Here is a 12,595-nt window from a genome sequence, read left to right as displayed (position 1 = left end):
GCCATGGCTTACCGGTTACGCGCGCGGAAGGGGGAGGATGTACCCATGCAGCCTAGGAACATGTCCATGAGCGGCGTCGTCGACCTCGCCGCGGTGAAGGCGGCCGGAGAGGCCAAGGCGAAGGCGGAGCAGGCGCGAGCCCAGGCCGCCCGGGAGGGCGGCGGCGCGGCGGTCTCCCCGTCGGCCCTGGTGATCGATGTCGACGAGGCGGGGTTCGAGCGCGACATCCTCCAGCGCTCCACCGAGGTCCCGGTCGTCATCGACTTCTGGGCCGAGTGGTGCGAGCCGTGCAAGCAGCTCGGCCCTCTGCTGGAGCGGCTGGCCGCCGAGTACAACGGCCGGTTCGTGCTCGCCAAGATCGACGTCGACGCCAACCAGATGCTGATGCAGCAGTTCGGGATCCAGGGGATCCCGGCCGTTTTCGCGGTGGTCGCCGGACAGGCGCTGCCGCTGTTCCAGGGGGCGGCGCCCGAGGCGCAGATCCGCCAGACCCTGGACGAGCTGATCCGGGTGGGCGAGGAGCGGTTCGGCCTCACCGGCATCACGGTCGAACCGGACGCGGCCGGCGCCGCCGCGGCCCCGGCGCAGCCGGCCGGCCCGTACGACGCGCTGCTGGAGGCGGCGGTGCAGGCGCTGGACGCCAACGACTTCGGCGGGGCGATCCAGGCGTACAAGAACGTCCTGGTCGACGACCCGGCCAACACCGAGGCCAAGCTGGGCCTCGCCCAGGCGGAGCTGCTCTCCCGGGTGCGGGGCATGGACCCGCAGCTGGTCCGCAAGAACGCGGCGGACGACCCGGCCGACGTGCCGGCGCAGCTCGCCGCCGCCGACCTGGACCTGGTGGGCGGCCACGTGGAGGACGCCTTCGGCCGGCTCGTCGACACGGTGCGCCGCACGGCGGGCGATGAGCGGGACACGGCGCGGGTGCGGCTGCTGGAGCTCTTCGAGGTGATCGGCCCCGACGACCCGCGGGTCACCCGGGCCCGCGCGGCACTGGCCCGCGTGCTGTTCTGACGCACTGACCCCCCGTCAGAGCACGGGCGATTTGGCGACACGGTGACAAAATGCGGCCGCGCTTTACCAAAACTTGGTAAACGCGGCCGCTGTTACTTCCAGTAAATCAACACCCGCTTTATGTCCGGCTTTTGCCGCTGAAATCACCTTCTGTCGAACCGGTCGGTAGCACCCTGTGTGCCCGGGCGACATCACCCCGTCGTGGCGTGGTTATCCACCCGTTACTAGCCAGTAACGAACCCTCTTGTGTCGGCGCCGTGAATGGACCACGATCGGCCACGCTCGGTCCAATCCCGTACCACCCGGCAACCAGCCGCGTATACGGGAGCGGATCCCCACCGAGTGGGCCGGCGACACTGCCGCCGGCTCCGGACAGGGGGGTTCCTGCCCATCCCGGCAGGGCCTGTCCAAGCAGGGTTGCGCGAACGCGTGGCCAGTGGTTGTCGCTCGGGGGTGATCGCCGGTGATTCGGACGCGGCTCGCGCCTGACCCACGGGCGCTCTCCTTCCCGAGGACGTAGCACTTCTCCCATCCCAGGACGGGCCCTGGGCCCATCCGGAGATGTACGTCCGAGAAGGAGGAAACTTATGAAGTCCCAGATTCGCGGTGGGACCAGATGGAAGCGGTTCGCCGTCGTCATGGTGCCGAGCGTGGCCGCGACGGCCGCGATAGGCGTCGGTCTGGCCCAGGGTGCGCTCGCGGCGTCGTTCGCCGTGTCCGGCCAGGAGTTCAAGGTGACGGCCGGCCACCTCGACGGTCGCGGCTTCGCCCAGTACGGCGGCGTCGACATGGGGTACGCGAACGTCAAGGAGGGCAACCAGGTCGTTCCGCGGCCGGTCGCCATCTCGACGTTCAAGAACGCCACGATCACCAAGATGTGCCAGTCCGTGGTGACCCCCGACGTCCCGGTCTTCGGCAAGATCACGCTGAAGCTGACGGCGGGTCAGGACCCGAAGAAGCCGGTCGTCGCGGAGAACCTCTACCTCGACGTCACCGACCTCGACGCCGACGCCAAGTTCGAGAACATCGACATCGGCGTCGCGGCCAAGGACACCGACAACGAGGGCACCGGCAAGGGCCCCGCCGTCAAGGACAAGAACATCAACCAGAACGGCTTCGCCCAGCAGGCGGACCGCGCCGTTCTGACCGGTGTCAAGCAGAAGGCGTGGGCGACCACCGCCGGCTCCTTCGAGCTGAGCGGTCTGAGCATGCGTCTGCACCGGGGCGACGGCCCCGACGTCGAGTGCTACTGACCGGTGAAACATGCGGGCGGGCAGGGATGCCCGTGGCGACCGTGCCCGCCCGTCTCCCTCTATAGATAGCAATGCCAGTTCCAGGGAGCTTTTCATGAGCGCCGAGTCACCGGGTCAGAACGAGCACTACCTCCGCGTCATCCGCAGGCGGTTCCGCCAGTGGCGGGAGACCCGCCCGTTCTGGGCAGGCCTCTTCACCCTGCTGGGCGGATTCCCCATCGCCTACTTCCCGTACGCGAGCCTCAAGCTCGGGCAGATGACGCTCTCCATGGCGACCACGGCGGGCGCCGGATCACTGATCATCGGCGTCCTGCTGATGACGCTCGGTCTGACCATGTGGTTCCAGGCCATCGTGCGCGTGTTCGCCGGTGTCGCCACGATCCTGCTGGCCCTGATCTCCATCCCGGTGGCCAACCTGGGCGGATTCCTCATCGGGTTCCTGCTCGCCCTCACCGGTGGCGCGATGTCCATCGCCTGGGCGCCCGGGAAGCCGCGGGAGGCCGAGCCCGCCGAGACGGTGGAGGTGCCGGACGACCCGGCCCCGCTGGACGGCGGTACGGACGACACGGACGCGTACGGGACCGGCACGACAGTCGACGCCAACGGCGGGAGGAACAGTGCGGGGTGACGACACCCAGCCGGTGACGAGAAAGGGGCCGCGCCACGCGGCACCGAGAAAGTCGCTGCTGACCAAGATCCAGGCGCCCGCGAGCAAGGCGATAGCCCTGGCCGCGATGCCCACCGCCGTGATCGTCGGTCTCGGGATGGCGCCCAAGGCGGCCCTGGCCGACGACAAGGACATCCCCTTCGCGCCCGGGCCGTGCGTGACCCGCTCCGACGAGCCGTCCGAGTCCGAGAAGCCCACCGCGTCGGCCTCACCGTCGCCCACGCCGTCGCCGAGCGCGACCGGTTCCGCCGGCACGGACGAGCAGAAGGAGCCGGCCCCCGGCACCAGCCCGTCCGCGAGCGAGACGCGGGAACCGGACACCACCGAGCCCAAGGCCGGCGCGACGAAGCCTCCCGCCGCCACGAGCCCGGCCCCCGCCGCGACCCCGACCCCGACCGCGAGCCCCGAAGCCACCGAGACCAGGAACCCGCTGGACCCGCTGGGCATCGGCGACGCGATCAAGGACGTCTTCGACGGCCCCGGCGAGGAGCCGACGGCCACCCCGTCGGCCACCGCCCCCACCACGGCGGAGCCCTCCACCGAGCAGCCCACCGCGAAGCCGTCCGCCGAAGACCCCGCCGAGCCGTCGGCCGAGCCGGTCGAGAAGCCCGCCGGGAAGCCGGCCGGGCGGGACGACGACGTCGTCGACGAGACCAAGGAAGCGATCAAGGACGCGGCCGACAAGGCCGGCGCCGAGGTCGAGGAACTTCCCGAGGACGCCAAGGGACTCGACCCCAAGAAGGACGAGGACATCCCGGACGGCGCCAAGCCGCGCTTCCCCTGCCCCACCGCCGACCCGGAGGCCCTCGCCGCGGCCGAGCTGGAGCCCGGCATCCCGCTGCTGCCCGACGACCCGTGGAAGCTGGAGAGCACCAAGCTCACCCTGCGGGGCCTCGACTACCACGGCATCGTCGAGGTCAAGACCGGCAGCGGCAAGATCAAGAAGGTCCTGAAGTTCACGGCGGAGTCCGTCAGCATCGACGACCTCCACCAGCTCACGGTCCACTCCGACGGCCACACGGGCCACGTCACCTCGCGCCCCGGATCGACCTCCACGATCACCGGCGGCACGGTGACCATGTACACGGAGGAGCTGAAGGGCAACCTCTTCGGCCTCATCCCGATCACCTTCAGCCCGGACACCCCGCCCCCGCTGAACGTCCCGTACGCCTTCTTCACCAACGTGAAGGTCACCCAGGCCGGCCAGTTCGGCGGCGACCTCACGGTCCCGGGCCTGAAGAACTTCATCGAGGCCGACTGACCGGACAGCCTTTCCGGGAGCCGCACGACACGAGGGCCTCCCCACCCATGACGGGTGGGGAGGCCCTCGGCGCTTGCCGGGCACGGGCTACCGCCCGGGCCGGCGGCGGCATCCCGTGAACAGGGTGCCGCCCCCGGCCGGTACGGGACTCAGCCGAGTGCCTCGGCCGCCGTCCGCCGGATGCGCTTGGTGCGGCCCGAGGCGGCCAGGGCTCGCAGCACCGCCCCGTCACCCGCCTCGGTGGCGGCACGGAGCTGGAGCCAGTCGCTCCAGTCGTCGATCATCTCGGGCACGCGCTCCGCCGCGACCGCTCCGGACCGGAGATCCTCCAGGGTGGCCAGCTCCCGGGCCCGGCGTTCACCGAACGCGCGGACCTCCGGTGCGAGGGCCTCGACCCAGGCGCCCCGCTCGGAGCGGGGGAGCCGTTCGAGGGCCTCGCCCACGACGCCCGAGGCCAGCGCGCCGTCCGGTTCGGCGGCGACGGCGGCCAGCAGGGCCGGCCGGGCCGTGTCCGATTCGAGGGCCGCCCGGTACAGCTCCCATCGGGCATGGCCGTCGGAAGCGTCGGACCGGGACCTGCCGAGGTGCTCCTCCAGCAGCCGCAGGGCGTCCCGCAGCTCGGCGGGCGGCTCAGCATCCGCCATTGGCCTTGAACCTTTCCATGGCTACCCGGATGTTCTCCTGCCGGTACGCACGTGGGCCGCGCCGTCCGGCCATGGACGGTGCGGCCCACGTGAGTGAACTGCGGTTTCCCGGACCGGAGCCCCCGGTTGCGGGGGCTCCGCCGGGGGCGCGCGTCAGGCGCGGGATTCGCCGCCCAGGTGGTGGACGCGGACCATGTTGGTGGTGCCGGGGACGCCGGGGGGCGAGCCGGCGGTGATGACCATGGTGTCGCCGGCGTTGTAGCGCTGGAGCTTCAGCAGCTCGGCGTCGACCAGGTCCACCATCGCGTCGGTGTTGTCGACGTGGGGGACCACGAAGGACTCGACGCCCCAGCTCAGGGCGAGCTGGTTGCGGGTGGAGGCCTCCGTGGTGAAGGCGAGGATCGGCTGCTGGGCGCGGTAGCGGGAGAGGCGGCGGGCCGTGTCGCCGGACTTGGTGAAGGCGATGAGGGCCTTGCCGTCCAGGAAGTCCGCGATCTCGGCGGCCGCGCGGGCGACCGAGCCGCCCTGGGTGCGCGGCTTCTTGCCGGGGACCAGGGGCTGGAGGCCCTTGGAGAGCAGCTCCTCCTCGGCCGCCGTGACGATCTTCGACATCGTCTTCACGGTCTCGATCGGGTACGCGCCGACCGAGGACTCGGCGGACAGCATGACCGCGTCGGCGCCGTCCAGGATCGCGTTGGCGACGTCGGACGCCTCGGCGCGCGTGGGGCGCGAGTTAGTGATCATGGATTCCATCATCTGGGTGGCCACGATCACCGGCTTGGCGTTGCGGCGGCACATCTCGATGAGGCGCTTCTGCACCATCGGCACCCGCTCCAGCGGGTACTCCACGGCCAGGTCGCCGCGGGCCACCATCACACCGTCGAACGCCATCACGACGTCCTGCATGTTCTCGACGGCCTGCGGCTTCTCCACCTTGGCGATGACCGGCACGCGGATGCCGACCTCGTCCATGACCTTGTGGACGTCCTTGACGTCGTCGGCGTTGCGCACGAAGGACAGGGCGACCAGGTCGCAGCCCATCCGCAGCGCGAAGCGCAGGTCCTCGACGTCCTTCTCGGACAGCGCCGGGACGTTCACCGCGGCACCCGGCAGGTTGATGCCCTTGTGGTCGGAGATGACCCCGCCCTCGACGACGATGGACTTGACGCGCTGGCCGTCGACCTCGATGACGCGCAGCTCGACGTTGCCGTCGTTGATCAGGATCTGGTCGCCCTTGGAGACGTCTCCCGGGAGACCCTTGTAGGTGGTGCCGCAGATGGACTTGTCACCGGGGACGTCCTCGGTGGTGATGGTGAACTCGTCCCCGCGGACGAGCTCGACCGGTCCCTCGGCGAAGGTTTCCAGACGGATCTTGGGGCCCTGGAGGTCGGCGAGGACGCCCACCGCGCGGCCGGTGTCCTCCGCGGCCTTGCGGAGGCGGTGGTACCGCTCCTCGTGCTCAGTGTGGGATCCGTGGCTCATGTTGAAACGGGCCACGTTCATACCAGCCTCGATGAGAGCTTTGAGCTGCTCGTACGAGTCGACGGCGGGGCCCAGTGTGCAGACGATTTTGGAACGGCGCATAAGGCGGATCCTATCGGTTTGTTTCACTGCGGAATATTCCGTCTGGTGGAATGTACAAATGGGCGGACCGGCGCTCAATCGTGGGGCTCAATGGGCCGGCGAAGTGACCAGTGAGTAGGTTTGCTGCGCGATTTCCAGCTCCTCGTCCGTCGGGACCACGGCGACCGCCACCCGCGCGTACTCCGGCGAGATCAGCCGCGCCTCACCGGAGCGGATCTCGTTGAGACCCGCGTCCACCGCCAGGCCCAGCTCCTCCAGGCCCGCCACCGCAGCTTCCCGCACCGCGGCCGCGTTCTCGCCGACACCCGCCGTGAACGCCACCGCGTCCACCCGGCCGAGCACGGCGTAATAGGCGCCGATGTACTTCTTCAGCCGGTGGATGTAAATGTCGAACGCGAGCCGCGCCCGCTCGTCGCCCTCCTCGATCCGCCGGCGGATCTCCCGCATGTCATTGTCGCCGCAAAGCCCCACCAATCCGCTCTTCTTGTTCAGCAGGACATCGATCTCATCGGTCGACATTCCGGCCACCCGCACCAGGTGGAAAACGACCGCCGGATCGACGTCGCCGGATCGGGTACCCATCACCAGCCCCTCCAAGGGGGTCAGGCCCATCGAGGTGTCCACGCACCGGCCCCCGGCCACCGCCGAGGCCGAGGCGCCGTTGCCCAGGTGCAGCACGATCACGTTCACCTCGGACGGCTCCTTGCCCAGCAGCCGCGCGGTACGCCGGGCGACGTACGCGTGCGACGTGCCGTGGAAGCCGTACCGCCGGATACGGTGCGCGTCCGCGGTCGCGGTGTCGATCGCGTACCGCGCCGCGTGCTCCGGCATCGTGGTGTGGAACGCCGTGTCGAAGACGGCCACCTGGGGGAGGTCGGGGCGCAGCGCCTGGGCGGTGCGGATGCCGGTGATGTTCGCCGGGTTGTGCAGCGGGGCCACCGGGATCAGCCGCTCGATCTCCGCCATCACCTCGTCCGTGATCACGGTGGGCGCCGAGAACCTCAGCCCGCCGTGCACCACCCGGTGCCCGATCGCCGCCAGTTCGGGCGAGTCCAGGCCGAGCCCGTCCGCCGTCAGCTCCTCGGAGACCGCCTTCAGCGCGGCCTCGTGGTCGGCGATCGGGGCCGTACGCTCCCGCTTGCCGGACTCCCCGCCGGTCAGCGGCGTGTGGACCAGGCGCGAGGTCTCCTCGCCGATCCGCTCGACCAGCCCGACGGCCAGCCGCGCGCCGTCGCGCATGTCGAGGAGCTGGTACTTCACCGACGAGGAGCCGGAGTTGAGGACGAGGACCCGGGTCGGGTTGCTCGCATTGCTCATGGGTTCGGTGCCTTCTGCCGTGCGGGCGGTCATGCGGACGCGGTGGGCTGGGACTGGATCGCGGTGATCGCGACCGTGTTCACGATGTCGCTGACGAGCGCGCCGCGCGACAGGTCGTTGACCGGCTTGCGCAGGCCCTGGAGGACCGGCCCCACGGCCACGGCGCCGGCCGAGCGCTGCACGGCCTTGTACGTGTTGTTGCCGGTGTTGAGGTCCGGGAAGATCAGCACGGTCGCCTGCCCCGCGACCTCCGACCCAGGCAGCTTGGTCGCCGCGACGGACGGCTCGACCGCCGCGTCGTACTGGATCGGGCCCTCGATCTTCAGCTCGGGGTGCGCCTCGCGCACCAGCTTCGTCGCCTCGCGCACCTTGTCGACGTCCGCGCCGGAGCCCGACGTGCCCGTCGAGTACGACAGCATCGCGATCCGCGGCTCCACGCCGAACCGGGCGGCCGTGGCGGCGGACTGGACCGCGATGTCGGCGAGCTGCTCGGCGTTCGGGTCCGGGTTGACCGCGCAGTCGCCGTACACCAGAACCCGGTCGGCCAGGCACATGAAGAAGACCGACGAGACGATCGACGCTCCCCCTCGGGCTCCGCCCTGGGAGGTACCCCCAGGCTTCGCTTTGATGATCTCGAAGGCGGGGCGGATCGTCGCCGCGGTGGAGTGCACCGAGCCCGACACCATCCCGTCCGCCAGGCCCTCCTGCACCATCAGGGTGCCGAAGTAGTTGACGTCCGACACCACGTCGTAGGCCAGCTCCACGCTGACGCCCTTGTGGGCGCGCAACTCGGCGTACCGCTCCGCGAACCGCTGGCGCAGCTCGCTGGCCGCCGGGTCGATGAGCTGGGTGTGCTTCAGGTCGATGCCCAGGTCCGCGGCCTTCTTGCGGATCGCCTCGACATCACCGAGCAGGGTCAGTTCGCACACGTCCCGGCGTACGAGGACGTCGGCGGCGCGCAGGACGCGCTCCTCCGTGCCCTCCGGCAGCACCACCCGGCGCCGGTCCGCCCGCGCCTGCTCCAGCAGGTCGTGCTCGAACATCATCGGGGTCACCCGGCCGGTGCGCGCCACCGAGATCCGCTTGAGCAGGTCACCGCTCTCCACGTACCGCTCGAACAGCCCGAGCGCGGTCTCGGCCTTGCGGGGCGTCGCCGCGTTCAGCTTGCCCTCCAGGGAGAACAGCTCGGCGGCCGTCGGGAAGCTGTTGCCGCTCACGGAGATCACCGGGGTGCCGGGCGCCAGCCGCGCGGCGAGGGTGAGGATCTCCCGGCTGGGCCGCTCGTTCAGGGTCAGCAGGACGCCCGCGATGGGCGGCGTCCCGGCCGAGTGCGCGGCCAGCGCGCCCACCACCAGGTCGGCGCGGTCGCCGGGGGTGACGACCAGGCAGCCGGGGGTCAGCGCGTTGAGGAAGTTCGGCAGCATGGCGCCGCCGAACACGAAGTCCAGGGCGTCGCGCGCGAGCCCGGAATCGTCGCCCAGCACCACCTCGGCGCCCAGCGCCTGGCTGATCTGCGCGACCGTCGGGGCGGACAGCGCCGGCTCGTCGGGGATCACGTAGCAGGGGACGGGCAGCCGGGCCGCGAGGCGCTCGGCGATGGCGTCCCGGTCCTCGGGCGCCACCCGGTTGGCCACCATGGCGAGGATGTCGCAGCCGAGGCTCTCGTACGCGCGGAAGGCGTTGCGCGTCTCGGCGCGGACGGACTCGGCGGCCTGGCTCTTGCCGCCGACGACGGGTATCACCGAGGCGCCGAACTCATTGGCGAGCCGCGCGTTCAGCGCCAGTTCCTCGGGGAGCTGGGTGGCGTGGAAGTCGGTGCCGAGCACCAGCACGACCTCGTAGTCGCGGGCCACCCGGTGGAAGCGCTCGACGAGCTGGGCGACCAGCTCGTCCGTGCCCTTCTCGGCCTGGAGCGCGGCCGCCTCCTGGTAGTCCATGCCGTAGACGGTGGCCGGGTCCTGGGACAGCCGGTAGCGCACCCGCAGCAGGTCGAAGAGACGGTCGGGACCGTCGTGCACCAGCGGCCGGAACACCCCCACCCGGTCCACCTGGCGAGTCAGGAGCTCCATGACTCCCAGCTCCACGACCTGCCGGCCGTCCCCGCGGTCGATCCCGGTCACGTACACGCTGCGCGCCACGCAAGCTCTCCTGTCCCCTGAAGTCGAATGAATGGGCGAACAAAAAACCCCGTTGGGGTGGCCATACCCTCTTGACAATACCTCTGGCGCTGGGTAGAGCGCCCCCCGGGCGTCTGGCCCGCCGGGACGGGGGAACCCGGGTCGTGGAGCCCGCGCTCGGGCGGTGGCGGAGCAGGGCCGGGGCGGGGCCGGGGCGGCTGTGAAGGCCCTTCGGTGCGGGCGCCGTGAGCACGGACGGGACCCCCGGCGTGGGACAATTCGGTAAGGCTCACCCGTACCACTACTGAGCAGGAGACACGGCACGATGCGCATCGGAGTTCTCACCGCAGGCGGCGACTGCCCCGGCCTGAACGCAGTGATCCGGTCGGTCGTGCACCGTGCCATGACCGGCCACGGCGACGAGGTGATCGGCTTCGAGGACGGCTTCAAGGGTCTGCTCGACGGCCACTACCGGCCCCTCGACCTCAACGCGGTCAGCGGCATCCTCGCCCGCGGCGGCACCATCCTCGGTTCGGCCCGCCTGGAGCGTGCCCGGCTGCGCGAGGCGGCCGAGAACTGCGAGGAGATCCAGAAGCGGTACGGCATCGACGTTCTCATCCCCATCGGCGGCGAGGGCACGCTGACCGCCGCCCGGATGCTGGCGGACGCCGGGATGCCGGTGGTCGGCGTGCCGAAGACCATCGACAACGACATCTCCTCGACCGACCGGACCTTCGGCTTCGACACGGCCGTGACGGTGGCCACGGAGGCCATAGACCGTCTGAAGACCACTGCCGAGTCCCACCAACGGGTGATGGTGGTCGAGGTGATGGGACGGCACGCCGGGTGGATCGCCCTGGAGTCCGGCATGGCGGGCGGCGCGCACGGCATCTGCCTGCCCGAGCGGCCCTTCGAGGTCGACGACCTGGTGAAGATGGTCGAGGAACGCTTCGCGCGCGGCAAGAAGTTCGCCGTCGTCTGCGTCGCCGAGGGCGCGCACCCGGCCGAGGGCTCGATGGAGTACGAGAAGGGCGCGATCGACCAGTTCGGCCACGAGCGGTTCCAGGGAATCGGCAACCGGCTCGCCGCCGAGCTGGAGCAGCGGCTCGGCAAGGAGGCCCGGCCGGTCATCCTCGGCCATGTGCAGCGGGGCGGCGTGCCGACGGCGTACGACCGGGTCCTCGCCACCCGTTTCGGCTGGCACGCGGTGGAGGCCGCGCACCGCGGGGAGTTCGGCAACATGACGGCGCTGCGCGGGACCGACGTGGTGATGGTGCCGCTCGCGGACGCGGTCACCCGGCTGAAGACGGTGCCGCACAACCGGATGTACGAGGCGGAGTCCGTCTTCTGACGCCCGGGGGCCGCGCGGACGCCGCCCCCGGGCGGATGCCGTCCCCCGTGAGTGGGCCCTTCCCCGTGCGTACGCCGTTTCGCGGCCGGCGCGTCCTGCCCTCTTGAGCCGGGCCGCCGCTTCGGCGAGGCTTGCGCTTGTCCGGGACATGCCCCACCGGGTCCGGGTGGGCGGCCGGCGAGGGAGGGCGGCGCCGCATGACCGACGAGGAACCTCCCGCTCCCCGGGAGCGGGCGGCCGGGTTCGGCGCGGTGCCCGGAGGGGCGCCGGAGGGCGGGCCCGACGGCCCCGCGGAGCCGCGGTGGCGGCGGGCGGCCGTACCGGTGGTCGCCGGTGCCGCGCTGGTGGTCGCCGCCGTCACGGTCGTGACGTTCGTACGGGGCGGGGACGCCGATCCCTATCGCCCGGACGCCCCCGCGACGACCGTCCCCGGCACGGCGAGTCCCGCGACGACCGCACCCGGAAGGGCGCCGGGCAGCGGGGCACCTGCCACCGGGGCACCTGCCACCGGGGCGCCCGCCACCGGGACGCCCCGCGCCGGGGCGGCGACGTCGGCCGAGGTGGCGGCGGCCGGGGCGGCGGCATCCGGGGCGGTGCCGTCCGGGGCGGTGGGCGTGCCGCGGCGTCCGTGACGGCCGGCGCGCCGGGGGCGGGAGCCGGCGCCGGGAGCCCGGCGGCCGTCAGAGACGGGCCAGCTCCCAGAAGTGCTCGACGACCCGCGCCAGGTACTCCCGGCCGGCCTCGCCGCCGCTGTCGCCGGTCACGTCGGAGCCCCAGCTATTGGTCGCCACCATCCGCGACTGGTAGTCGGCGTGGAGCTGCTGGAGGACGTCTTCCAGGTGGTGGCGGTCCATGGGCAGCAGCTTCGCCGCCGGTTTCACATACGCCTGCCACCGCGTGGTCGCCGCACTCCGCAGCAGGTCCGCGAGCTCCTCGTCCCGGCCCGTGGCCGTGATCAGCTCGCGCGGCCCGAGGGCGAGCGCGTCGGCCAGTGCCGCCGTCTGACGCTCGTTGCCGCGCCACCGGCCGGACTCCTCCATACGCAGGTACGCCTTGGTGTCCAGACCGACCCGGCGGGCGAGGTCCTCGGGCGCGAGGGCCCGAGCCAGGCGGTGCTCGCGCAGGGTGGTGGCGGCGGCCAGCAGCTCGCCGGGCGAACACCACAGGACGCCGGCGAGGGCGGTCAGCTCCCGCGGGTCGGGCGCCGCCGCGCCGCGCTCCCAGGCGATGACCGTCTCGGGCGGGACGCCGAGGCCGTACTGGGCGCGCAGGCCGTAGGCGACATGGGCGGGAGCCATTCCCAGCGCCTCACGCAGTCGGCGCGCGGCGATGGCGTTGAACGGTGGGGACGGGGGAGAGGGGTGCACGCGGCACACCGTAGGAGCAG

Annotated in this window: 11 protein-coding genes; 6 read left to right on the top strand and 5 right to left on the bottom strand. The window is 71.6% G+C overall.

All coding sequences use genetic code 11. The features are described 5' to 3' along the window. The first annotated feature begins 45 nt into the window (after positions 1 to 45). From ACF068_RS00655 to ACF068_RS00640, 4 genes are all read left to right on the top strand, one after another. Positions 46 to 1,014 (top strand): tetratricopeptide repeat protein, encoded by a 969-nt coding sequence (locus ACF068_RS00655; RefSeq protein ID WP_392271960.1) that lies wholly within the window; start codon positions 46 to 48, stop codon positions 1,012 to 1,014. 587 nt (positions 1,015 to 1,601) lie between these two features. Further along, positions 1,602 to 2,267 (top strand): DUF6230 family protein, encoded by a 666-nt coding sequence (locus ACF068_RS00650; protein ID WP_392271959.1) that lies wholly within the window; start codon positions 1,602 to 1,604, stop codon positions 2,265 to 2,267. Positions 2,268 to 2,361: 94 nt separating this feature from the next. Next, positions 2,362 to 2,895, top strand: a complete 534-nt coding sequence (locus ACF068_RS00645) for a DUF6114 domain-containing protein (protein WP_392271958.1) — start codon at positions 2,362 to 2,364, stop codon at positions 2,893 to 2,895. Beyond that, positions 2,885 to 4,195 carry a hypothetical protein gene (locus ACF068_RS00640; protein WP_392271957.1) on the top strand — a complete coding sequence of 437 codons (1,311 nt, stop codon included), beginning with the start codon at positions 2,885 to 2,887 and terminating at the stop codon, positions 4,193 to 4,195. The genes ACF068_RS00645 and ACF068_RS00640 overlap by 11 nt, the downstream gene beginning before the upstream one ends. A gap of 149 nt (positions 4,196 to 4,344) precedes the next feature. Here ACF068_RS00640 and ACF068_RS00635 read toward each other — a convergent pair whose 3' ends face one another. The 4 genes from ACF068_RS00635 to pta form a co-directional block, all read right to left on the bottom strand. Beyond that, positions 4,345 to 4,839, bottom strand: a complete 495-nt coding sequence (locus ACF068_RS00635; protein ID WP_392271956.1) for a hypothetical protein — start codon at positions 4,837 to 4,839, stop codon at positions 4,345 to 4,347. Positions 4,840 to 4,992: 153 nt separating this feature from the next. Beyond that, entirely contained in the window at positions 4,993 to 6,423 is a 1,431-nt protein-coding gene (gene pyk, locus ACF068_RS00630; protein WP_392271955.1) for a pyruvate kinase, read from the bottom strand. 87 nt (positions 6,424 to 6,510) lie between these two features. Further along, positions 6,511 to 7,740 carry an acetate kinase gene (locus tag ACF068_RS00625; protein WP_392271954.1) on the bottom strand — a complete coding sequence of 410 codons (1,230 nt, stop codon included), beginning with the start codon at positions 7,738 to 7,740 and terminating at the stop codon, positions 6,511 to 6,513. Positions 7,741 to 7,769: 29 nt separating this feature from the next. Continuing rightward, entirely contained in the window at positions 7,770 to 9,878 is a 2,109-nt protein-coding gene (gene pta / locus ACF068_RS00620) for a phosphate acetyltransferase (RefSeq protein WP_392271953.1), read from the bottom strand. Positions 9,879 to 10,182: 304 nt separating this feature from the next. Here pta and ACF068_RS00615 point away from each other — a divergent pair, with 304 nt between their 5' ends. Next, positions 10,183 to 11,208 carry an ATP-dependent 6-phosphofructokinase gene (locus tag ACF068_RS00615; RefSeq protein WP_392271952.1) on the top strand — a complete coding sequence of 342 codons (1,026 nt, stop codon included), beginning with the start codon at positions 10,183 to 10,185 and terminating at the stop codon, positions 11,206 to 11,208. A 197-nt stretch (positions 11,209 to 11,405) separates the two neighbouring features. After that, positions 11,406 to 11,840: a hypothetical protein gene (locus ACF068_RS00610; protein WP_392271951.1), complete on the top strand. Its 435-nt coding sequence runs from the start codon at positions 11,406 to 11,408 to the stop codon at positions 11,838 to 11,840. Positions 11,841 to 11,888: 48 nt separating this feature from the next. Here the strand turns inward: ACF068_RS00610 and ACF068_RS00605 are convergent, their stop codons facing one another. Next, positions 11,889 to 12,575, bottom strand: a complete 687-nt coding sequence (locus ACF068_RS00605; RefSeq protein WP_392271950.1) for a helix-turn-helix domain-containing protein — start codon at positions 12,573 to 12,575, stop codon at positions 11,889 to 11,891. Positions 12,576 to 12,595 lie beyond the last annotated feature (20 nt).

This window comes from Streptomyces sp. NPDC016309 (assembly GCF_043077235.1).
In the GTDB taxonomy this organism is placed as follows: domain Bacteria; phylum Actinomycetota; class Actinomycetes; order Streptomycetales; family Streptomycetaceae; genus Streptomyces.
Note: the sequence above shows the minus strand (reverse complement) of the source record. Positions and strands in the feature narration are given on the sequence as shown.